Below are 21,830 nucleotides of genomic sequence, written 5' to 3'. Positions count from 1 at the left end.
ACCCCGCTGTCCGTCGGTTCTCATAACGATCCCCTAAGGTCGGCAGAGCACCCGGCAAGGCAGTGAGGACCCTCATGACCCAGGCGCAGAGCGGCACGGACGCGACCACGGACGGCAGCGCCATGCCGCCCAGGAACGCCTCCGGAGCCCGCGCCCGGTTCCGTCACTGGTGGCAGCCCGAAGGCATGTGGCGGCGCGGCGTCATTCTCGCCGTCGTCGCCGTCCTCGTGGCCGTCCTGCTGCTCGTGCACGCCGACCTGCCCAACCGGATCGGCAACCTCGGCAGTCTGCTGGAGACCTTCCTGCCCTGGATCGGCCTGGCCGTGCCGGTGCTGCTGCTGGCCGCCGTGCTGCGGCGCTCCACGACCGCGCTGATCGCCCTGCTGCTGCCGTCGGTGATCTGGCTCAACCTCTTCGGCGGCCTGGTCACCGACAAGACGTCCTCCGGCGGCGATCTGACGGTGCTCACCCACAATGTGAACGCCGAGAACCCGGACCCCGACGGCACCGCCAAGGACGTCATCGCGGCCGGCGCCGACATCGTCGCCCTGGAGGAACTGGCCGAGAGCCAGGCGCCCCGCTACACCCGCGACCTCGCCGCCGCCTACCCGTACCACTCGGTGCAGGGCACGGTCGGACTGTGGAGCAAGTACCCGCTGTCCGGGGTGCGCACGGTGGACATCAAGATGGGGTGGACCCGCGCCATGCGGGCCGCGGTGAAGACCCCGGACGGCCAGGTCGCGGTGTACGTGGCGCATCTGCCGTCCGTGCGGGTGAAGTTCAACGCCGGATTCACCGCGGGACAGCGCGACAACGCGGCCGACGCGCTCGGCCGGGCCATCGCGGGCGAGAACCTGCACAGCGTGGTGCTGCTCGGCGACCTCAACGGCACCATGAACGACCGGGCGCTGGCCTCGGTCACCTCGCAGATGCGCTCCACGCAGGGCGCGGCGGGCAACGGCTTCGGCTTCAGCTGGCCCGCGTCCTTCCCGATGGCCAGGATCGACCAGATCATGGTCAAGGGCATCGAGCCCAAGGCGTCCTGGACCCTGCCGAAGACCGGCAGCGACCACCTCCCGGTCGCCGCCCGCCTCCAGGTGCCGTAGCCCCTCCGCACACGGCTTTCCCGCGGCTCGGCGCGCTCCGCCGGATGGCGCACCGAGGTGGCGGCCCGGCGGCGGTTGCGCGAGCGTGACCCGCAGGTGCTCGTCGCCGGCGCCCGGTCCGCTGCCGTGAGGGTGTCGCCATGCAAGAACCGATGTCCGCCGCCGCGCGCAGACGCGGGTGGCGTGAGTGGCTTTCCCCCGCCCGGGCCGCCGTCGCCGCCGGGTGGTGCCTGCTGTCCGTCGCGGGCGTGTGGCTGGTGCAGCGCCTGGTGCGGGTCTCGATGATCGACGTGATGGTCTACCGGGCGGCGGGCTGGACGGTACGCACCGGCGGCGACCTGTACTCGCTGCGCGCCGACGGACTGCCGATGACGTATCCGCCGTTCGCGGGACTGCTGTTCGTCCCGCTGACCTGGCTGGACGTGGGCGCCATGCGCACCGGCGCGACCGTGGCGAATCTGCTGCTCGCGGTGGCCTTCGCCGCCCTGTCGCTGCGGCTGGTCGACCGGCGGCCGACCGTGGCGTCCGCGCTGCTCCTGACCGCGCTGGTGGTGTGGTGCGAGCCGGTCTGGGCGACCCTGCGCTACGGGCAGGTCAATCTGCTGCTCGCCGTGCTGGTGCTGGCCGACCTCACCTGCCGGGCCGACCGCAGGTGGGCGGGGGTCGGCATCGGCATCGCCGCGGGCATCAAGCTCACCCCGGTGCTGTTCGTCGCGCTGCTCGCCCTGGCCGCCTTCACCACCCGCGGGCGCGGCACCCCGTATCTGCGCCGCGCGTCGGTCGCGGCCGGGACCTTCGCGGCCACCGTCGGAGTCGCCGCGCTGGCCCTCCCGCACGACTCGGTCCGCTACTGGACCCAGGACGTCTTCTCGCCCGACCGCGCCGGTTACGCCGAAGAGGTCGCCAACCAGTCGCTGCGCGGCGTCCTGGCCCGGCTGACGCACAGCGGCGACCCCGGCACGCTCTGGCTCTGCGTCGCGCTCGCCGTCGCCCTCGCGGGACTGGCCGTCGCGGTGGGCGCGCTCACGGCAGGGGACCGGCTGCCGTTCGCCGCCGCCTGGGCCGCGGTCTCCTGCGGTGTGACGGCCCTCCTGGTCAGCCCGGTGTCGTGGACCCACCACTGGGTCTGGGCGGTGCCCATGGCCGTGCTGCTCGTCGCCGAGGGGGTACGCCGCCACGACCGGCGGTGGGTCTGGGGCGCGGCGGCGGCCGTCCTGGTGTTCTGCTCGTACGCGCTCTGGGCCCTCCCGCACGGCCGGGGACGCCCCGAACTGCGCGAGAACCCCGCCCAGATGCTCCTCGCGGCCTGCTACCCGCTGGCCGGGCTCGCCTTCCTCGCCGTCGCGGGCCGCGTGGTGACCACGGCGCTGCGTACCGAGTCCCCGCCCCCGGCCCGCGCGGCGCGCTCCCGCGGAGCCCGCCTCAGGTCCCGTACAGCCGGCTCACGTTCGCCCGCGGGGCGGGCCGGGAAGCGGCGGCCCGCCCCGCGGCGAAGCCGGTCAGCAGATTCTCCGTGACCTTGGTGACGAACGTCCGGGTGCGCTCGTCCATGCCGTGGTCGCGGCCCATCAGACCGGTGCCCGCCATCAGCCCCTCGACCCAGCGCATCGTCCCGGTGGCGAAGACGCCCGCGCCGCCGGGCACCGTGTAGTACGCCGAGTCCGAGTGGCTGGCGCGGCCGTCGCACACCAGCGGCGAGTGGGCGACGACCTCGATCGGCGCCGGAGTCGGGTAGCCGGGGTCCACCCGGTCGTACTCGACGCCGACCAGGTGCGCGAAGCGGTCGCCCCGCGCGGCGCCGGTGCCCGCGAAGAGCCAGTGGTCGGCGCTCTCCACCACGTACGGGGCGTCGGTCGGATACCCCTCGTAGATGACGCCGGTCAGCGAGGACTCGGGGTCGGGGGCGGGCCGGGCGCGGAAGTCGTTGGTCGGCTTCGCCGGGTCGCGCGCGAGGCCGGGGTCGCTCTGATAATCGGTCTTGTAGCAGACCACGGTGCGCGGTTCGCCGCCCCGGACGGCTTCGAGGCGGATCCGCCGGAAGCAGGTGTTCGCGCCGAGGAAGACCAGATTGGTGCCCGCGTCCCGCGCCGCCGTGACGTGCGCGCGCTGCTCCGGCGTCCAGTACTCGTCGTGGCCGAGCGCCACGGCCGTGGTCGCGCCGCGCAGCACGCCGGGGTCGCGGTGGACGTCGATCCCCGTCGTGTACGCCAGCGGCAGCCCGAGCCGCTCGGCGAGGACCACCAGGGCGCGTTCGTACACCAGGAACTTCTCGGCGCCGTTCTTCGCGTACGGCCGGTCGAACGACACGGCCAGCGACCGGTCTCCGTAGCCGCCGTCCCGGCCGTTGTAGAGGCTGTAGCCGCCCCAGTCGTTGTACGCCTGCCAGGTCGCGGGCGCGTGCATGATCAGGGTCCGGCCGGTGGCCGCGGCCGAGCGGACCACGAGCGGGACGTACCGCTGATGGCCGTCGTCGGAGGTGAGCAGCAGCAGATAGGCGCCCTCGGGCCAGCCGTCGGTGGGGACGTCGAGGCCGCGCTCCCAGCCCGCCGTCACGGTCCTGGTGGACCCGGACGTCCTGGGCCCCGGCTGCCGGTGCCCCGCTGTCCGCGGCGACGTCCACACCCGTGTGGCCTGCGACCCGCCGTACCAGCCGACCCGGTAGGCGGCGACGCGGAAGCCGGGCGCGGTCGTCGACACGTACAGCCCCACGCGCTCACCGGGCCGGACGCTGACCCTGTCGGCGTACCCCTCGATCGCGTCCGGCGGTCCCAGCGAGCGGATCCGCCAGTCGTCGGTGCCCGCCCGCCGGACGGGGGTGGGGCCGCTGGTGGGGGTGCGGCGCACCGCGGCGGAGCCGCTGTCGCACCCGGCCGCCGCCGCGCCGACGACCCCGGCGACGGCCGCGTGGAGCACGCGCCGCCGGGCCGGACCGGGCGGCGCGCCGTCGTCCGCGGGACGGGCGTACGGGCCGGGCGGCGGGCCCTGGGCGCCCGGCTGGGGCGCCGGGCCCTTCGCGGCCGGGTGCTCGCGTTCGTCGTCCACTTCCGCGTCCCCTTCCCGGTGCGCCGGGCGCTGGGGCGCGGCTCGGCTCCGTCAGGACGATCCTGCGCGTGATCCGGCCGCCCGCGGCTCCGGCGCGCCGAACGCGGCGGTCACCGGGCGGTGTTGGTCAGCTCTGCTCGCCCTCGCGCCAGCGGTTGGTGATCGGCAGCCTGCGGTCCTTGCCGAAGCCCTTCGCGGAGATCTTCGTGCCCGGCGGGTACTGCCGCCGCTTGTACTCGGCGGTGTCGGTCAGCTTGAGGATACGCGTCACCAACTCGGCGTCGAAGCCCGCCGCGATGATCGCCTCGCGGCCCTGGTCCCGGTCGACGTACATCTCCAGGACCCGGTCGAGGACGTCGTAGTCCGGCAGCGAGTCGGTGTCGACCTGGCCGGGGCGCAGCTCCGCGCTCGGCGGCTTCGCGATCGAGTTCTCCGGGATCGGCGGGGTCTCGCCGCGCGCCTCGGCGTCGGCGTTGCGCCAGCGCGCCAGCCGGAAGACGGTCGTCTTGTAGACGTCCTTGATCGGGCCGTACGCGCCGACCGAGTCGCCGTACAGCGTCGAGTACCCCACCGCCAGCTCGCTCTTGTTGCCCGGCGCGAGCACGATCTGGCCCTCCTGGTTGGAGATCCCCATCAGCGTGACGCCGCGCAGCCGCGACTGGAGGTTCTCCTCGGCGAGGCCGGTCAGCGACAGCGACGCCATGTAGGCGTCGAACATCGGGGCGATCGACACCGTACGGAGATTGAGGCCGGTCCTGCGGGCCAGCTCCGCCGCGTCGCCCTTGGAGTGGTCCGAGGAGTACGCCGACGGCATCGACACGCCGTACACGTTCGCCGCGCCGATCGCGTCGACCGCGATGGCGGCCACCAGGGCCGAGTCGATGCCGCCGGACAGACCGATCAGCACCGAGCGGAAGCCGTTCTTCTCGACGTACGCGCGCAGGCCGGTGACCAGCGCGCCGTAGATCTCGGCGTCGTCGGTCAGCCGCTCGGCCTCGCCGCCGGTGAACTCCGCCGGATACGGCTCGACCGGCGCCTCGGAGAGCGTCACATGGCGGATCTCCAGGCCGTCGGCCACCCGCCCGGACGGCGCCCGCCCGGGCGCGGCGGGCAGGTCGAGGTCGAGCAGCACGCACTCCTCGGCGAACTGCGGGGCCCGCGCGATCACCTCGCCGTCCTCGCCGACGACGATCGTGTCACCGTCGAAGACCAGCTCGTCCTGGCCGCCGACCATCGCCAGATACGCCAGCGTGCAGCCCGCCTCCCGCGCGCGCCTGCGCACCAGGTCCAGACGCGTGTCGTCCTTGTCCCGCTCGTACGGCGACGCGTTGACCGACAGCAGCAGACCGGCGCCGGCCGCGCGGGCCGCCGGGACCCGGCCGCCGTCCTGCCACAGGTCCTCGCAGATCGCCAGCGCCACGTCCACGCCCCGCACCCGGATCACCGGCATGGTGTCGCCCGGCACGAAGTACCGGAATTCGTCGAAGACCCCGTAGTTGGGCAGGTGGTGCTTGGCGAAGCGCAGCGCCACCTCGCCGCCGTGCAGCACCGCCGCGCAGTTCTGCGGCGCCCCCGCGGGCTGCCCGAACCTCGGCCGCGCGTTCTCGCTGCGGCCCAGATACCCCACGACCACCGGCAGCTCGCCCAGGCCCTCGTCCGCCAGCCGCTTCGCCAGCGCCACCAGGGCCGCGCGGCTCGCGTCCACGAACGAGGCGCGCAGCGCCAGATCCTCCACCGGGTACCCGGTGAGCATCATCTCGGGAAACGCCGCCAGGTGCGCTCCGCGCGCGGACGCGTGATGGGCCCAGCGCACGACGGTCTCGGTGTTCCCGGCGATGTCGCCGACGCGGGAGTCGATCTGATTCAGGGCGAGGCGTAGTTGAGGCATGGCCTCATCTTAATCGTCAATGCGACGAGATGTCGCCCGGGGTGCCCGTGCCCAGGGGGTCGGCCCCGAAGGGGCGCGGGGAACCGCGCGGCCACCTCGCGGTGGGGGTCAGGCCCCAAGGGGCGCGGGGAACCGCGCGCTCAGCCACCGTGCTCCCGCAGGTCACCACCGGCCCCCGCGGGGCGGATCGGTTGTCTCCGGGCCACCGGCCCGTTGGTGGCTGGCCGCGCGGTTCCCCGCGCCCCTCAAAAATTCGGCGTACCGCCCCGGTCAGGGAACCGGCCGGGGCCGCGCCCCGGAGAAGATCGGCTTACCGTCCCTCGCAAGAAAATCGTTTCAGCGGCGCAGCCAGACGGCGGTGTCGGCGGGGATACGGCCGTCGAGGAGAGGTCCGCTGGTGAGCAGGAGCTCACTGTGCGCGGGCAGCTCCGCGGGGGTGTCGGCCAGGTTGACGACGCAGACGAACGCGTCGGTGCGGCTGAAGGCGAGGACGCCCGGGTCGGAGTCGAGCCAGTGCATGGGACCGTCGCCCAGACCGGCCTCCGCGCTGCGAATCCGCAGCGCCGCCCGGTACAGCGAGAGCATCGACGCCGGGTCGGCGGACTGGATCTCGGCGGTGCGCCCCGCCCAGTCGGCCGGCTGCGGAAGCCACGGCTCCGCCGAACCCTCGGGGCTGAAGCCGAACGGCGAGGAGTCACCGGACCAGGGCAGCGGCACACGGCAGCCGTCCCGGCCGGGGTCGGTGCCGCCGGACCGCAGGTACATCGGGTCCTGGAGCTTGGCCGCCGGAATGTCCTCGACCTCGGGCAGCCCCAGCTCCTCGCCCTGGTAGAGGTAGACGGATCCGGGCAGCGCCAGGGTCAGCAGCGCGGCGGCCCGCGCCCTGCGGGTGCCCAGCTCCAGGTCGGTCGGGATGCCGAACGCCTTGGTCGCGAAGTCGAAGCCGGTGTCGACCCGCCCGTAGCGGGTGACCGTACGCGTCACGTCGTGGTTGCACAGCACCCACGTGGCGGGCGCGCCCACCGGCTCGTGCGCGGCCAGCGTCGTCTCGATGGACTTGCGGAGCTGCTCAGGCGCCCAGGGGCAGGCGAGGAAGTCGAAGTTGAACGCGGTGTGCATCTCGTCCGGCCGCAGATAGTGCGCGAAACGCACCGCGTCCGGCAGCCACACCTCGCCGACCAGGATCCGCGTGTTGTCGTATCCGTCGGCGATCCGCCGCCAGCCGCGGTAGATCTCGTGCAGGTCGTCCCGGTCGATGTACGGGTGCGGGGCGGCCGGGTCGCTGCTCAGGTCGGGCAGCTCCGGGTCCTTGGCGACCATCGCGGCGGAGTCGATCCGTACGCCGCCCGCGCCGCGGTCGAACCAGAACCGCAGGATGTCCTCGTGCTCGGCCCGGACGTCCGGGTGGTTCCAGTTGAGGTCGGGCTGCTCGGAGTCGAAGAGGTTCAGGAACCAGTCGCCGGGCGTGCCGTCCGGGTCGGTCGTCCTCGTCCAGGCCGGGCCGCCGAACTGCGAAGGCCAGTTGTTCGGCGGCAGCTCGCCGTCGTCGCCGCGGCCGGGGCGGAACCAGAAGCGGTCGCGCGCGGGCGATCCGGGACCGGCCGCCAGCGCCTCGCGGAACCACGGGTGGGCCGCCGATATGTGGTTCGGCACGATGTCGATGATCGTCCTGATGCCCAGCGCCAGGCCCTCGGAGATCAGCTTCTCGGCCTCGGCGAGCGTGCCGAAGACCGGGTCGATGTCCCGGTAGTCGGCCACGTCGTATCCGCCGTCGGCCATCGGCGACGGGTACCAGGGGTTGAACCAGAGGGCGTTGACGCCCAGCTCGGCCAGGTAGGGCAGCCGGGAACGCACCCCGGCGAGGTCTCCGGTGCCGTCGCCGTTGCTGTCGGCGAAGCTCCGCGGATAGACCTGGTAGATGACCGCGCCGCGCCACCAGTTCTCGTCGGCCTCGGGCTGAGGGGTGTCTGCCACGTCAACGTCCTTTCGGGCAGGTGGGACCCCGCCGCCGGCCCCGGAGGCGGGGATGTGGGCATAGAGGCCGGCGGCGGAGTGCTTGGGGGTGCGTTACGGAAGGCTTGCGGTCCGGTGACCCGTCAGCCCTTGAGGCTGCCCGCGGTCAGGCCGGACATGATGTTGCGCTGGAAGAGCAGGAAGATCAGCAGGGTCGGCACCGCGGAGATGGCCAGCGCGGCGATCAGCACGTTCTGCGGTACGCCCTGCGAGAGCGAGTTGATGCCGATGTTGATCGGCTGGTTCTTCGGGTCGGGCTCCACCAGCATCGGCCAGAGGAAGTCCTTCCAGACGTTGACCACCGCGAAGATCGACACGACGCCGAGGATCGGACGCGACATCGGCAGCACGATCGACCACAGCGTGCGCAGCGGCCCGGCGCCGTCGATCTTCGCCGCGGACATCAGGTCCTCGGGAATCGAGTCGAAGAATCGCTTCAGCAGGAAGATGTTGAAGCCGTTGGCCACCGTGGGCAGCCAGATCGCCCACGGGGTGCCGATCAGGTTCACGTGCAGCAGCGGCAGGTCGAGGACCGTCATGTACTGCGGCACGATCAGCACCGCCGCCGGGATCATCAGCGTGGCGAGCATCATGCCGAGGATCAGATTGCCGAGCACCGGCCGGAGCTTGGAGATCGCGTACGCCGCCGCCACGTCGAAGACGAGTTGCAGCAGCAGCGCGCCGAACGCGTAATAGAAGGTGTTGAAGAGCAACCGGGCGATCTTCAGCTCGCTCCAGGCGTCCGAGTAGTTGCTCGCCTTCGGGTGTTTCGGGAAGAGCGTCGGCGGATTCGCCAGGACTTCCTGGGCCGACTTGAAGCCGCCGGTCACCATCCAGTAGAGCGGGCCGAGGAACACCAGGGTGAAGACCAGGATGACCAGGCTCAGCACGGTCCAGTAGACGAATTTCGCCCGCGGTCGGCTCAAAGCGGCCGACGAGATCAGGGTCCGGTTTTGCTGGGTGAACGCTGCCATGTCCGTCTTCCGTCCTAGTCGCTGTTCCGGCTCAGCCGCGCGTACACACCGGAGAATCCGGCCAGCACCAGCAGCAGGAAAAGGCCCAGCGCCGCGGCGCTTCCGAAATTGTTGTAGCGGAACGCGTACTGGTAGACCATGTACACGACCGTCGTGGTGGAGTTCTCCGGACCGTTGCCGCCGGTCAGCAGATAGACGTTGGTGAACTCCTGCATGGTCGCCACGATCTGGAGCAGCAGCATGAGTGAGAGCACCATGCGGGTCTGCGGGATCGTGACGTGCCAGATCTTGCTGAACAGCCCGGCTCCGTCCAGGTCGGCGGCCTCGTACAGCTCGCCGGGGATGTTCTGGAGCGCGGCCAGATAGATCAGCGTGGCGCTTCCCATGCTCATCCAGGTGGCCGCGATCACCACCGAGATCATCGCCGTGTGCGACGAGTCCAGCCATGCGGAGGTCGGCAGGTGAAGGGTCTTCAGAATGTGGTTGAAGAGCCCGTACTCCGGGTTGTAGAAGTACTTGAACAGCAGCACACCGGCGACCGGCGGAAGCATCACCGGCAGGTACACCAGAATGCGCAGGTACGCCTGTGCGTGCCGCAGTTCATTGAGCAGGATCGCCACGAAGAACGGCACGATGAAGCCGATCACCAGCGCGTACACCGTGAATTGCAGGGTGTTGCGCCAGGCCGTCCAGAAATACGGGTCGTGGTAGACCTGCTTGAGATTGTCGAAGCCCACCCAGGTGGTGACACCGCGCTTGGTCTTCTGGAAGCTCATGATGAACTCGCGGACCATCGGGTACCACGAGAAGAACCCGAAGCAGAGGACCGCGCCGATCAGGAAGCCGTACGCCTGGACGTTCTGCCGGACTTTACGGCTCAGGCCGGAACGGCGCTGCGTTCCATCGGGCTGACCAACGGGACGCCCGGCGTGGCGCCTACTCGATTTCTCGGGGACGGTTGTCGCCGCCATGGGTGCTCCTCGACTGAAGTGATGCGTCGGGCCGGTACCGCTGAGCGGGGGCCGGTCGCCGGACCGGCCCCCGCGGGCTGTCGTTACTGAGAGGCGGCCAGGAGGCTGTTGACCTGGGACTCGGCAGTGGAGAGCAGCTTGGAGATGTCAGCGTTCTTGTTGGTCAGAACACCGGACATCACCGTGTCGAGCACGGTGTAGATCTTCTGGGCGTTCGGCGGCTCGGGCTTCACGGGCACCTGGGCGTCGACGTACGTCTTGAAGTTCTCGACCGGGACGGTCGCGTTCGCGGCCTTGGTGGAGTTGTCCTTCTCCTTCGACGCGCCGGTGAAGAAGAAGGGCTGCGGGAGACCGACGGGCAGGCCGTCCGTCTTGTTCCGCGGGTAGTTGAACTGGCCCTTCTCGAGGGTCAGGTACTTGAAGTTGATCCAGGCGATGCCGGCCTTGATCTGGTCCGGGGAGGCCGACTTCTTGAACATGTAGTCGGCGCCGCCGAACAGCGAGGTCTTGCCGCCGGGGATCGGGGCCATGCCGAGGTCCTCGAACTTGGCCTTGTACTGCTGGACGACCAGCGGGATGTCGTCGGGAGCGCCGACGTACATGCCGACGACGCCGGTGCCCATCGCCTTCTGGACGTCGCCCCACTCCTTGCCCGGGGTGGCGGGCATGCTGTTGTCCGTCCAGCGCATGTCGTGCAGCGTGGTCAGCAGGGTCTTGGCGCTGTCGTCGTTGAACGTCGCCTTCTTGCCGTCCTCGGACACCATGGTGCCGCCGAGGCCGTACAGCTCGGACGTGAAGTGCCAGCCGCCCTGGTTGCCGCCGGCGTTCTCGATGAAGCCGTGGATGCCCTTGCTGCCGAGCTTGTCCTCGATCTGCTTGGAGGCGGCGCGGACGCCTTCCCACGTGGTGGGCGGGTTGTTCGGGTCCAGACCGGCGTCCTTGAAGATCTTCCGGTTGTAGATCAGGCCCATCTGGTAGTTCGAGGTGGGCAGACCGTACAGCTTGCCGCCGTCCTTGAGGACGTCGAGGACACCGGGGTCGATGTCCTTGAGGTTCGGGACCGTCTTGTCGTTGACGTATTCCGTGATGTCGGCCGCCTGGCCGGCGTCCAGCACCTGCTGGAGGTCGGTCATGTACGTGTAGAACGCGTCGGTCTGGCTACCGCCCTGGAGCTGGGCGGTGAACTTGGCCGGGTCCTCGCAAGGGAACGCGTCCTTGCTGTTGACCGTGACGTTCGGGTACGTCTTGTTGAACTCGGCGACGTCGTCGATCCACTGCTGGCGCTCGGCCTTCTTCGTGGTCGGCGGCTCACAGTCGACCGTGATCGACACCTTGGTCTTCGGGTCCAAGGGGGTGCCGGCGCTGCTGGAGCTGCTGCTGGCCTTCGTTCCCGGGTCATCCTTCTTGTCGTCGCTGCTGGAACACGCGGCAGCGGACAATCCGATGCCCGCGACCAGCGCGACCGCCACCAGTCTGCGGTAGCCGATTCTGCTCATGTTCAAAACCCTTTCCCCTGAACCACTGCGCGTCGTTGGACTGCGATCTGGGACCCCCGCGGCACATGGTGCACGTGATGCTCGGCGCAGTTGCACGCCGCCGTTTCGGGTTGGCTCAACGTACTTAACCCGATAGATGTCCGCAAGATGTCGCGCGAATTTCGCAAAGACACGACTTGGTTACGACGTCGGACGGCTCGCAAGTGGAAGCGGGGTCACCGGCCGTGTGCTCGCGGACGGCCCGTGACGGCCCCTCCGCGGGCCCGGCGCGGGCCGGGCCGGAGGGGGTGCCCACGGGCCCGGGAGGGTCGCCCGGCGGGCCCCAGGGGGCCGCGGCGGCCGGGACGACCGCGGGTGGTCGCGGATGGTCGCGGGCTGCCGCGACGGGGAGCGGCGGCCCGGCGCCGGGTCGGGCCGCGGCCGGCGGGTCGCCGGGGGAGCGGACGGCGGCGCCGGGGCGGGAGCACGGCTCTCCGCCCCGGCGCCGTGGTGGCATGGCTGAGCTCGGGCCGAGCCCGGGACGGGCTCAGCCCAGGTCCTGGCCCTGATCCTGGCTCGGGCCCTGGCTCAGGTCCGGGTTCGCGGGTGACTCGTGGTGCGGGGTCAGACGTTGGCGCGGGCCTCCGGGTGGGGGAGGCGGGAGGGGTGCGGGGCGGGACCGGTGGAACCGCGTACTACCAGTTCCGGTTCGAAGAACAGCTCGTCGTGGTCGACCGACGCACCGCTGATCTCTCCGGCCAGCAGGTCCACGGCCGCCCGGCCCATCGCCTCGATCGGCTGCCGGACGGTGGTCAGCGGCGGCTCTGTGCAGTTCATCAGCGACGAGTCGTCGTAACCGATTACCGACACGTCCTCCGGCACCGACAGCCGCCTTCTGCGAGCCGCCCTTATGGTGCCGAGCGCCAGCAGGTCGCTCGCGCAGATGAAGGCCGTGATGCCGCGCGCGAGCAGCCGGCTGGCCGCCGCCTGGCCGCCCTCCAGCGTGAACAGCGCGTGCTCGACGGTCACCGACGGGTCGACCCGGCGGGCGGCGGCGAGCTTGCGGCGCGACGGTACGTGGTCGGGCGGCCCGAGCACGAGGGCTATCCGCTGATGGCCGAGCGAGATGAGGTGGTTCATCGCCTGCTCGACCGCGACCGCGTCGTCACAACTGACGCGCGGGAAGTCGAGATGGTCGATGGCCGCGTTCATCAGCACGGTGGGCAGATTGCGCTCGGCCAGCCGCGCGTAGTGGTCGTGCGGTGACTCGGCCTGGGCGTAGAGCCCGCCGAAGAAGACCACGCCGGAGACATGCTGCTGGAGCAGCAGTTCCACGTAGTCGGCCTCGGAGACGCCGCCCGCGGTCTGGGTGCACAGCACCGGGGTGAAGCCCTGCTGCGCCAGCGCGCCGCCGACCACCTCGGCGAAAGCCGGGAAGATCGGATTTTGCAGCTCGGGCATGACCATGCCGACCAGCCGGGCGCGTTCCCCCCGGAGCTGGGTGGGCCGTTCGTAACCGAGCACGTCAAGAGCGGTGAGGACCGCTGCCCGGGTTCCGTCGGAGACGCCAGGCTTCCCGTTCAGCACGCGGCTGACGGTGGCCTCACTCACCCCGACCTTCTTTGCCACCTCGGCAAGTCGTCGTGTCATGGCGTCGATTCTAGTACAGGTGGCGCAAGTTTCTTGCGGTGAATTTGCGAGATCTCTGCAAGCCATCCAAATTTTGCGAAATCCAATCGACATCTTGCTGTCTCATGCATGACATCTCTAGGGTGTGCGTCACCTCTGTGACTCCAGTCAGAAGGGACACCCCCCACCCCATGGACAACAGACGTCGTTCCACGGCCTGGTTGGCTTCCGCCACCGCGGCGGCGGTCGTCGCGGGCGGGCTCGCGCTCGCCGTGACGGCCCAGTCGGCCAGCGCCGCCCCCTCCGTATCGACCGTCTCGCCCTTCGCCGTGAGCGGAGGCGCGAGCGTCCCGTTCACCGAGTACGAGGCCGAGGCCGCCGCCACCAACGGCTCGGCGGTCGGCCCCGACTACACCCAGTCCACCGTCGCCTCCGAGGCGTCGGGCCGCCGCGCGGTCAGCCTCAACGGCCAGGGCAAGTACGTCGAGTTCACCCTGACCGCCCCGGCCAACGCGGTGGATGTCGCCTACAACCTGCCGCGCGGCGCCTCAGGCACCGTCTCGGTCTACGTCAACGGCACCAAGATCAGCCAGAAGCTGGCGGTCACCGCGCAGTACAGCTACGTCGACACGTCGTGGATCGCCGGTTCCAAGACCCACCACTTCTTCGACGACTCGCGGATCAAGCTGGGCCAGAATCTGGCCGCCGGCGCCAAGGTCAAGCTCCAGCTCGACGCGGGCGACACCGGCCAGGCCACCATCGACGTCGCCGACTTCGAGCAGGTGGCGGGGGCGGCGAGCGCCCCGGCGAACTCCATATCCGTCGTCAGCAACGGCGCCGACGCCACCGGGGGCGCCGACTCCACCAGCGCCTTCAACACGACCATCGCCCAGGCGAAGTCGCAGGGCAAGGAGGTCTGGATCCCGTCCGGCGACTTCAAGCTGGGCTCCACCATCCAGGCCGACGGCGTCACCATCCGTGGCGCGGGCAACTGGTACTCCGTGCTGCACAGCTCGCACCTGATCGACCAGACCAGCGCGAGCGGCAACACCAAGCTGTACGACTTCGCCGTCTTCGGCGAGGTCAGCGTCCGCAACGACGGCTCGCCCGACAGCTTCATCACCGGCAGCCTCGGCCCGAACTCGGTGGTCTCCGGGATCTGGGTGCAGCGCGAGAAGTGCGGTCTGTGGCTGACCGGCAACAACAACAACCTCGTGGTGCAGAACAACCGCATCCTCGGCACCACCGCCGACGGCCTCAACCTGGACGGCAGCGCCAACGGCGTCCAGGTGAAGAACAACTTCCTGCGCAACCAGGGCGACGACAGTCTCGCCATGTGGTCGCTCGGCGCGCCCGACACGGGCAACACCTTCAGCAACAACACCATCGTGCAGCCCAACCTGGCCAACGGCATCGCGATCTACGGCGGCAGCAACAACACCGTCTCCAACAACGTGATCGCCGACACCAACGCGCTCGGCGGCGGCATCGCCATCTCCAACCAGGCGTTCCTCCAGCCCTTCAACCCGCTGTCCGGCACCGTCACGGTCTCCGGCAACACCCTGATCCGTACCGGCGCGCTGAACCCCAACTGGGGCCACCCGATGGGTGCGTTGCGCGTCGACAGCTACGACTACGCGATCAACAACGACATCCGGATCAGCAACACGACCTTCATCGGCAGCCCGTACAGCGACTTCGAGTTCGTCTCCGGCGGCGGCCACGGCTACACCATCAACGGCGTGACCGTCAGCGGCGCGACGGCCAGCAACACCGGCACGGTCGTGGTGCAGGCCGAGACGCCCGGCTCCGCGACCTTCACCAATGTGACGGCCACCGGCACCGGCGCGACGGGTACGTACAACTGCTCCTACCCGGCGAACCTGCCCGCCTTCACCATCAACCGCGGTGCGGGCAACAGCGGTTGGGACAGCAACTGGAACGACTGCTCCACCTGGCCGCAGCCGGGCTCGGGCAACCCGACCACCCCGCCGACCACGCCCCCCACCACCCCGGCCTCGGGCAACCTGGCCCAGGGGCACCCGGCCTCCGACACCGGTCACTCCGATGTCTACGTCGCGGGCAACGCGGTGGACGGCAACGCCAACAGCTACTGGGAGAGCACCAACAACGCCTTCCCGCAGTCGCTGACCGTCGACCTCGGCGCGGCCAGGACCGTCGGCCGGGTCGTCCTCAAGCTCCCGCCCGCCACGGCGTGGGCCACCCGTACCGAGACGCTGAGCGTCCTCGGCTCCACCGACAACAACACCTACAGCACGCTGAAGTCGTCCGCGGGCTACACCTTCAACCCCGCGAGCGGGAACACCGTCACCATCCCGGTGACTCCCGCGAGCGCCCGCTACGTACGGCTGACCATCACCGGCAACACCGGCTGGCCCGCGGGCCAGATCTCCGAGTTCGAGGTCTACTCCTCGTAACGTGAGGGGTCGCGCGCCGGGCGGCGGTCCTCCGACAGGAGGCCGCCGTCCGGCGTTTCGCCGTTCTCCTGGAGGTGCAGCGCGCGCAGCGCGATCTCGGTGGCGAACCGGTCGTCGGGGCGGGCGAGTTGGTCGCCGAAAGCGCGGTCGAGGATACGGATCCGGTAGCGCACGGTCTGCGGGTGCACGCCGAGCTGGTCGGCGATCTGCGCCGCGGTGCCTCGGGTGGTCAGCCAGATCCGCAGGGTGTCGATCAGCCGGGCGCGCTGGGTGGCGGTCAGCCCGACCAGCGGCCCCAGATAGCGCTTGGCGATCTGCGTGACCAGCGCGGGATCGCCCAATAACCACAGCGGCAGCAGATGGTTCTCGCTCAGCGCCACCGAGTCGTCGTCGATGATCCCGGCGTCGGCAAGCGCCAGCGTGTGCCGGGCCCAGCGCAGCGAATCCGCGGCCTCGCTCAGCGAGGTGGTCAGCCCGATCGCCGCCCGGCAGCCGTTGAGCGCCGCGTGCAGCCGCTCCCGCCGCTCGTCGGTGAACGGTCCCGGCACCAGCAGATGCGGCTCCGGATCCGCGAAGTCCATCAGGATGTCCTTGTCGAGCGCCGCCCCGGCCGGACGCGTGTCGGGGGCGACCGCGATCAGCGTCACCTCCTCCGGCAGCGGCCACGCCGAGTGCTCGGCCAGTTCCGCCAGCGCGCTGCGGGCCACGGAGGCGCCGTTGAGAATCCGCCGCAACAGCCGGCGGCGGCGATTGTCGGGCTCCTCGCCCAGTTCCGCCATCGCCTGCACATAGCCCTCGCGGGAGAGTTCGGCGAGATCGCCCATGTACGCGAAGAGCGCGTCGGCGAAGGTCAGCATGAAGGACGCCGACAGGTTGTAGCGGCGGCCCACGCTGCGCACCCGGCGCAGCGCCACCTGGCAGCCGATGCGGTACGCGGCCTGGAGGTTGTCCAGGCTGCGGCCCTCGTACGCCTCGAAGCGGCCGAACTGGCGGCACAGGTCGTCGCGGAGCGCGGTGGTCGCGGTCGGCGCGGCCACCCGGTCGACGAAAGTGGCGATGCTCTGCTCGATACCGATTTTGATCACCCGGGCGTTCGGGCCCTCCAGCAAGTGGCCGTATTCGGGGATCGTGGTGACGATTTCCGTGGCCATCTCTTTTAAAAGGCTGGGGAGTTCCGGCCGCATGATGGCGGCGAACTCCCGTGGAATCGGACCGATTGATTCCGCCTGCTCCGGCGTCTGCCGCGTTACGGTCATGTCCGTACCCCCCTCCCGCGACGGCCCTGCTGGCCGGTGAACCGGTGAAGTGGTGTGCCACGCATGGTAGTCGTGGGCAACCTCGCTGCAACATAGACCAATCGCGTACGGAACGCAGCACCTTGCACACGGAAACGTGTCAGGCCCGCGACGGTGGGCGACGGCGACCGATGGCCATGGTTGCACTCCGGGTGATCGCCCGTCGGGCCGGCCGATGCGCGCACCGTGCGGCCGACTTGCTCACTTGCTTATAAAAAATCCCGGCGCACTGTTGCTTCCGTGACAGAAAAATACCCGAGAGTAGGGTCCGCCGGAGAATCTTGGCCGGGATTATTGCGCCTCCGGGTTACCCGTGCGTAACGTCCTGCTCCGCAAGGGCAACCGAGCGGAATCGGTGCCACGTTCCAGGTAGTGAGTCGTAACCGAATTCCCCTTCCCGCCACACATGGAAGACGCGGAAGCCGGTTTATCAGGTACGTCATCTCCCAGGAAGGATCAGCCCGTGCACAAGCTCTCCAGGACCGCCAAGGGAACCATGGTCACCGGTGCCGCGATGGCGGCGGCGCTCGGCCTCGCGGTCAGCCCGGCCTCGGCCGTCACGTACACCGTCTCGGGCAGCTCGTCGACCGGTGCGATCACCGCGACGGCCACCACGCCCACGCTGACCGACACCACCACGGGCACCAAGCTCACCTGCACCTCGTCGGCGGCCACCGCCACCGTGACCAACGGTTCGCACGGCGGCACCCTCGGCACCATCAACACCGTCTCGTGGAACACCTGCAAGGTCGGCGGCATCACCTTCTCCGTCGCCGCCCAGGGCACCCCGTGGACGCTGACCGGCACCGCCGCCACCACGTCCGCGGGCGTCACCACCGGCACGCTGACCGGCGTCAAGGCCACCCTGTCCGGTCTGTGCAACGCGACCTTCGCCGACCCCAGCGGCGTGGGCAACGGCGCCACCCTCAACGCCACGTACACCAACTCCACCCACACGCTGGCCATCACCGGCGGCACCCTCAAGGCGTACAACGTCTCCGGTCTGTGCCTCGGCCTGATCAACAACAACGACCTGGCCACCTACTCGGCCGGCTACGTCGTGACCCCCACGACGCTGAAGGTCGTCTCTCCCTGAGCCCCGCCCCTCGCGTAACACCGGCCGCCGCGACCGCTGAAGCCCGCGCCGGCCGAACCGGGACCCCGGACCGCCGCAGTGGCGGCCGGGGTCCCGAACACGCACTGGAGGACAAAACTCCGCTTGTGTTTTGTCATTCGGTGACAGGAAATCCGCCCCGGTCCACGCCGTCGAATATTCGTCCGGTCGATCACTTGTGGGGCCTTATTACTCGACCGTAATGTCCTGCGTCGCCGACGCCTTCCTGAGGAGTTCCGTAATGAGGGGTGCCGTGAAGCCGCGCCGCGCGGTGCGGTTCGCCGCTGTCGCAGCGGCGGCGCTCCTGGCCGGACTGCTGCCAGGACCCGACTCCGCGGCCAGCGGCCCGGACGGCAAGGTGACCCTCGGATACGCGTGCGCCTTCCCCGCCGGTACGGCCGCCGACGGCTCCGGCGGCACCGGCGGCACCGACAAGGCCGTCGTCCAGGACGTCACCGTCGCGCTGGTGCAGAACTACCCGGACACCGCCGTGGTCGGAAAGCCCATCCAGCCGGGCGACCTGACGGCGACGGTCACCATGCCGCGGGCCGGCGCCGAGGCGCTGCTGCCCGCCGGCGCCACAGCCCTGACCGGCGCCGCGAGCCTCACCGCCCATGTCGCGCAGGGCACTTCGCGAGCGGACGCCGTATGGCCGGGACTGACCGCCCCCTCGACACCGCTCAAGGGCGACGGGGACCTGGTGCTCACCTTCGGCGGCGCGGTGCCGCCGCTGACGGTCACCGCCTCCGGCGAAGTGCGCTTCACCGCAGGGGAGTTGGATCTCAAGCTCACCCCCGTGACCGACCCCGCGTCCACACCGCCCGACTCCCCGAGCACCGACAGCGACAGCGCGTCCGGCACCGACAGTGCGTCGGGCACCGACAGCGCGTCCGGCACCGACAGCGCGACCGGCACGGCCGCGGACTCCGCCGGTACGGGCCAGGCCGCCAAGGACGCCGCCGACATCATCGGCGCCTGCGCCCCCAAGCCCGACCAGGGCGACCTCCTCGGTACCGTCTCCATCCCCGGCACCCCCGGCGGCTCCTCGGGCCCCGGCCACGCCACCGCGCCCGGCGGCTCCTCGGCCGCCGCCCCCACGCCGGGCACCGGCTCCCGCGCGGGCGTCGGCAAGACCGGCGAGGGCGCGGGCGACGGAGCCCCCGACGCCGCCCGGTCCGACGGCCGCAACACCATCACGCTGGCCTCGCCCCCGCACTCCGGCGTGCACGACTGCGAGGACCCGCCGGAGGGCGACACCGACCCCGCGGTCATGGACTCCATTCCCCGGCCGCCCAACGCCGTCCGCAGCCCCGGGCCCGGCGACCCGCCGTTCCCCCCGTACTCCCAGTGCGGTTACGTCACCGGCTACTCCAACGTCTTCAAGCTCAAGGGCGCGGCGGTCATCAACGACCTGACCAAGAAGCCGACCCGCGTCACCGTCGTGCAGAAGAGCATCTGGACGGAGTTCACCGACCCCGACCCGCTCAAGCAGTACTTCGAGATCGACTCGATCGCGAAGCTGGCCCTGCCGCCGTCCGACACCACCTTCCTGACCTTCGGCTTCGTGCCGGTCACCGCCCGGATGGAACTGCTCCCCAAGGGCCTGATGACCGTCGTCACGGTCGGCACCAGCAACCTCGGCACGATCACCACCAGCACCATCTACGGCAAGCAGGAACTGCGGCTGTCCGACGTCAAGGTCAACGGCGTACCGCTGGACGTCGGCGCCGACTGCCGCGCCTCGGCGCCGCTGGACATCAAACTCGTCGGCTACGACCGCAGTTCACTGACCGGCCGCCCGACCGGACCCACGGACTACGGAGTGCAGGACGGCGGGCCGCTGGCCCAGGACGACCTCTACATTCCCCCATTCACCGGCTGCGGCAGCCACGGAGAGAACCTGAATTCCCTCTTCACCTCGGCGATATCGGGGCACGGCAACTCACTGAATCTCATCCAGGGACCGCTGTGCGTGCCCATCGCGGCCTCGGGATGCGATCCGGAGATCGCCTTTCCCGAACCGCCCCACCACTGATCAGCTCCGGGAGGTGCAATGGGAATCGAAGTGATCGTCGAAGGACTCACCAAGTCCTTTGGTACGCAGAACGTCTGGCAGGACGTCACGCTCACACTGCCGCCCGGTGAAGTCAGCGTGATGCTCGGCCCTTCCGGAACCGGCAAGACGGTATTCCTGAAATCGCTCATCGGCCTGCTCAAGCCCGAACGCGGCCGGGTGCTCGTCGGCGGCGTCGACATGGTGAACAGCCCGGAGCGCGACATCTACGAGGCGCGCAAGATGTTCGGCCTGATGTTCCAGGACGGCGCGCTCTTCGGGTCGATGAACCTCTTCGACAACATCGCCTTCCCGCTGCGCGAGCACACCAGGAAAAAGGAGTCAGAGATCCGCCGCATCGTCATGGAGCGGGTCGACATGGTCGGCCTCCTCGGTGCCGAGGGCAAACTGCCGGGCGAGATATCCGGCGGCATGCGCAAACGCGCGGGACTCGCCCGCGCCCTGGTGCTCGACCCGCAGATCATCCTGTGCGACGAACCCGACTCCGGCCTCGACCCGGTCCGCACCTCGTTCATCTCGCAGCTCCTCATCGACCTCAACGCGCAGATCGACGCGACGATGCTGATCGTCACCCACAACCTCGACATCGCCTCGACCGTGCCCGACAACATGGGCATGCTCTTCCGCCGCGAACTGGTCGCCTTCGGCCCCCGCGAGCTGCTGCTCACCAGCAACGAGCCGGTCGTACGGCAGTTCCTCAGCGGACGCCGCGACGGACCGATCGGGATGTCGGAGGAGAAGGACGAAGCGGCCCTGGCCCGCGAGCAGTTGAACGGCCGCGAACTGCCCGCGGCCCCGCGCCGCGTCGCGCCGCAGCTCGAACCGTCACCCGGACTGCCGCCCCGGCAGGCGGTACAGCGCCGCAGGGCCCGCGTCCTGGCCATGTGGGACCAGCTCCCGGCCGCGACCCGCGAAGCCGTACAGGCCGGACTCGTCCCCGTCCAGGGGGAGCCCGCATGACCGCGCCCGTACGGGTCCCGGGACCGGGACCCGAGCCGACCCCGCCGCGCCCCGAACGCGTCACCGTCCCGCGCCGCCCGATCCCCGGCACCGGCGCGCTGCGCGAGACCGGGCAGCTCATGACGCTCGCCGCCACCACCGTGCGCGACACCTTCCGCAGGCCGTTCCAGATGCGCGAACTCATCGAGCAGTTCTGGTTCGTGGCCAGCGTGACGATCCTGCCCGCCGCCCTGGTCTCGATCCCCTTCGGCGCCGTCATCGCCCTGCAAGTCGGCTCACTGGCACAGCAGTTGGGTGCCCAGTCGTTCACCGGCGGCGCCAGCGTGCTGGCCGTCATCCAGCAGGCGAGCCCGCTGATCGTCGCCCTGCTCATCGCGGGCGCGGGCGGCAGCGCCATCTGCGCCGACCTCGGCTCGCGCAAGATCCGCGAGGAACTGGACGCGATGGAGGTGATGGGCGTCTCCCCGGTGCAGCGGCTGATCGTGCCGCGCGTCCTGGCGACGATGCTCGTCGCGGTCTTCCTCAACGGCCTGGTCTCGGTCGTCGGCACCGCGGGCGGCTACTTCTTCAACGTCATCGTCCAGCACGGCACCCCCGGCGCGTACCTGTCCAGCTTCTCCGCGCTCGCGCAGCTCCCCGACCTGTACATCAGCGAGATCAAGGCCGTGATCTTCGGCTTCATCGCGGGCATCGTCGCCGCCTACCGCGGCCTGCACCCCAAGGGCGGTCCCAAGGGCGTCGGCGACGCGGTCAACCAGTCCGTCGTCATCACCTTCCTGCTGCTGTTCCTGGTGAACGTCGTCCTGACCGCGATCTACCTCCAGCTCGTCCCGCAGAAGGGAGCCTGAGCG

General features: G+C 70.2%; 15 protein-coding genes. 7 read left to right on the top strand and 8 right to left on the bottom strand.

What is annotated here, in order from left to right:
- Positions 1-122 precede the first annotated feature (122 nt).
- Positions 123-1,106 (top strand): endonuclease/exonuclease/phosphatase family protein, encoded by a 984-nt coding sequence (locus ACIQCJ_RS20970; RefSeq protein WP_402712360.1) that lies wholly within the window; start codon positions 123-125, stop codon positions 1,104-1,106.
- A 152-nt stretch (positions 1,107-1,258) separates the two neighbouring features.
- Positions 1,259-2,623: a glycosyltransferase 87 family protein gene (locus ACIQCJ_RS20965; protein WP_402712359.1), complete on the top strand. Its 1,365-nt coding sequence runs from the start codon at positions 1,259-1,261 to the stop codon at positions 2,621-2,623.
- On the opposite strand, the gene ACIQCJ_RS20960 is transcribed toward ACIQCJ_RS20965, so the two are convergent.
- The 7 genes from ACIQCJ_RS20960 to ACIQCJ_RS20930 form a co-directional block, all read right to left on the bottom strand.
- Positions 2,529-4,148, bottom strand: a complete 1,620-nt coding sequence (locus ACIQCJ_RS20960; RefSeq protein ID WP_401714858.1) for a N,N-dimethylformamidase beta subunit family domain-containing protein — start codon at positions 4,146-4,148, stop codon at positions 2,529-2,531. The genes ACIQCJ_RS20965 and ACIQCJ_RS20960 overlap by 95 nt on opposite strands.
- Before the next feature lie 127 nt (positions 4,149-4,275).
- A complete protein-coding gene (locus ACIQCJ_RS20955) occupies positions 4,276-6,036 on the bottom strand; it encodes an NAD+ synthase (protein ID WP_391043735.1) in 1,761 nt (586 codons plus the stop codon).
- Positions 6,037-6,372: 336 nt separating this feature from the next.
- A complete protein-coding gene (locus ACIQCJ_RS20950) occupies positions 6,373-8,010 on the bottom strand; it encodes an alpha-amylase family glycosyl hydrolase (protein WP_355334474.1) in 1,638 nt (545 codons plus the stop codon).
- A 122-nt stretch (positions 8,011-8,132) separates the two neighbouring features.
- Positions 8,133-9,023 carry a carbohydrate ABC transporter permease gene (locus tag ACIQCJ_RS20945; RefSeq protein ID WP_355334473.1) on the bottom strand — a complete coding sequence of 297 codons (891 nt, stop codon included), beginning with the start codon at positions 9,021-9,023 and terminating at the stop codon, positions 8,133-8,135.
- Positions 9,024-9,037: 14 nt separating this feature from the next.
- Positions 9,038-9,994: a sugar ABC transporter permease gene (locus tag ACIQCJ_RS20940; RefSeq protein ID WP_355334470.1), complete on the bottom strand. Its 957-nt coding sequence runs from the start codon at positions 9,992-9,994 to the stop codon at positions 9,038-9,040.
- Between the two features lie 83 nt (positions 9,995-10,077).
- The gene (locus ACIQCJ_RS20935) at positions 10,078-11,490 is read right to left on the bottom strand and encodes an extracellular solute-binding protein (protein ID WP_355334468.1); all 1,413 of its coding nucleotides are present in this window, start codon (positions 11,488-11,490) and stop codon (positions 10,078-10,080) included.
- 603 nt (positions 11,491-12,093) lie between these two features.
- Positions 12,094-13,119 (bottom strand): LacI family DNA-binding transcriptional regulator, encoded by a 1,026-nt coding sequence (locus ACIQCJ_RS20930; RefSeq protein ID WP_188279764.1) that lies wholly within the window; start codon positions 13,117-13,119, stop codon positions 12,094-12,096.
- A 170-nt stretch (positions 13,120-13,289) separates the two neighbouring features.
- Here ACIQCJ_RS20930 and ACIQCJ_RS20925 point away from each other — a divergent pair, with 170 nt between their 5' ends.
- The gene (locus ACIQCJ_RS20925) at positions 13,290-15,536 is read left to right on the top strand and encodes a discoidin domain-containing protein (protein ID WP_402712185.1); all 2,247 of its coding nucleotides are present in this window, start codon (positions 13,290-13,292) and stop codon (positions 15,534-15,536) included.
- Here the strand turns inward: ACIQCJ_RS20925 and ACIQCJ_RS20920 are convergent.
- The gene (locus ACIQCJ_RS20920) at positions 15,524-16,792 is read right to left on the bottom strand and encodes a helix-turn-helix domain-containing protein (protein WP_355334463.1); all 1,269 of its coding nucleotides are present in this window, start codon (positions 16,790-16,792) and stop codon (positions 15,524-15,526) included. The two genes, ACIQCJ_RS20925 and ACIQCJ_RS20920, sit on opposite strands and share 13 nt — an antisense overlap.
- Before the next feature lie 502 nt (positions 16,793-17,294).
- Between ACIQCJ_RS20920 and ACIQCJ_RS20915 the strand changes: the two genes are divergently transcribed.
- From ACIQCJ_RS20915 to ACIQCJ_RS20900, 4 genes are all read left to right on the top strand, one after another.
- Positions 17,295-17,927, top strand: a complete 633-nt coding sequence (locus tag ACIQCJ_RS20915; protein WP_355334461.1) for a hypothetical protein — start codon at positions 17,295-17,297, stop codon at positions 17,925-17,927.
- Positions 17,928-18,186: 259 nt separating this feature from the next.
- The gene (locus tag ACIQCJ_RS20910; RefSeq protein ID WP_402712184.1) at positions 18,187-19,980 is read left to right on the top strand and encodes a DUF6801 domain-containing protein; all 1,794 of its coding nucleotides are present in this window, start codon (positions 18,187-18,189) and stop codon (positions 19,978-19,980) included.
- 18 nt (positions 19,981-19,998) lie between these two features.
- Complete coding sequence (locus ACIQCJ_RS20905; RefSeq protein ID WP_355334456.1) at positions 19,999-20,979, top strand: ATP-binding cassette domain-containing protein; 981 nt, start codon at positions 19,999-20,001, stop codon at positions 20,977-20,979.
- A complete protein-coding gene (locus tag ACIQCJ_RS20900) occupies positions 20,976-21,827 on the top strand; it encodes an ABC transporter permease (RefSeq protein WP_188279770.1) in 852 nt (283 codons plus the stop codon). The genes ACIQCJ_RS20905 and ACIQCJ_RS20900 overlap by 4 nt, the downstream gene beginning before the upstream one ends.
- The last annotated feature ends 3 nt before the right edge of the window (positions 21,828-21,830 follow it).

The organism is Streptomyces sp. NPDC093221, from assembly GCF_044753885.1.
Classification (GTDB): Bacteria; Actinomycetota; Actinomycetes; order Streptomycetales; family Streptomycetaceae; genus Actinacidiphila.
The sequence above is the reverse complement of the archived record's forward strand: the minus strand, read 5'-3'. Positions and strand labels throughout refer to the sequence as shown.

Excerpts from the sequence above, each read along its gene's own strand:
- ACIQCJ_RS20970 (WP_402712360.1), top strand. The coding sequence starts at position 123 with ATGCCGCCCAGGAACGCCTCCGGAGCCCGCGCCCGGTTCCGTCACTGG.
- ACIQCJ_RS20965 (WP_402712359.1), top strand. The coding sequence starts at position 1,259 with ATGTCCGCCGCCGCGCGCAGACGCGGGTGGCGTGAGTGGCTTTCCCCC.
- ACIQCJ_RS20955 (WP_391043735.1), bottom strand. The coding sequence starts at position 6,036 with ATGCCTCAACTACGCCTCGCCCTGAATCAGATCGACTCCCGCGTCGGC.
- ACIQCJ_RS20945 (WP_355334473.1), bottom strand. The coding sequence starts at position 9,023 with ATGGCAGCGTTCACCCAGCAAAACCGGACCCTGATCTCGTCGGCCGCT.
- ACIQCJ_RS20940 (WP_355334470.1), bottom strand. The coding sequence starts at position 9,994 with ATGGCGGCGACAACCGTCCCCGAGAAATCGAGTAGGCGCCACGCCGGG.
- ACIQCJ_RS20935 (WP_355334468.1), bottom strand. The coding sequence starts at position 11,490 with ATGAGCAGAATCGGCTACCGCAGACTGGTGGCGGTCGCGCTGGTCGCG.
- ACIQCJ_RS20930 (WP_188279764.1), bottom strand. The coding sequence starts at position 13,119 with ATGACACGACGACTTGCCGAGGTGGCAAAGAAGGTCGGGGTGAGTGAG.
- ACIQCJ_RS20925 (WP_402712185.1), top strand. The coding sequence starts at position 13,290 with ATGGACAACAGACGTCGTTCCACGGCCTGGTTGGCTTCCGCCACCGCG.
- ACIQCJ_RS20920 (WP_355334463.1), bottom strand. The coding sequence starts at position 16,792 with ATGACCGTAACGCGGCAGACGCCGGAGCAGGCGGAATCAATCGGTCCG.
- ACIQCJ_RS20910 (WP_402712184.1), top strand. The coding sequence starts at position 18,187 with ATGAGGGGTGCCGTGAAGCCGCGCCGCGCGGTGCGGTTCGCCGCTGTC.
- ACIQCJ_RS20905 (WP_355334456.1), top strand. The coding sequence starts at position 19,999 with ATGGGAATCGAAGTGATCGTCGAAGGACTCACCAAGTCCTTTGGTACG.
- ACIQCJ_RS20900 (WP_188279770.1), top strand. The coding sequence starts at position 20,976 with ATGACCGCGCCCGTACGGGTCCCGGGACCGGGACCCGAGCCGACCCCG.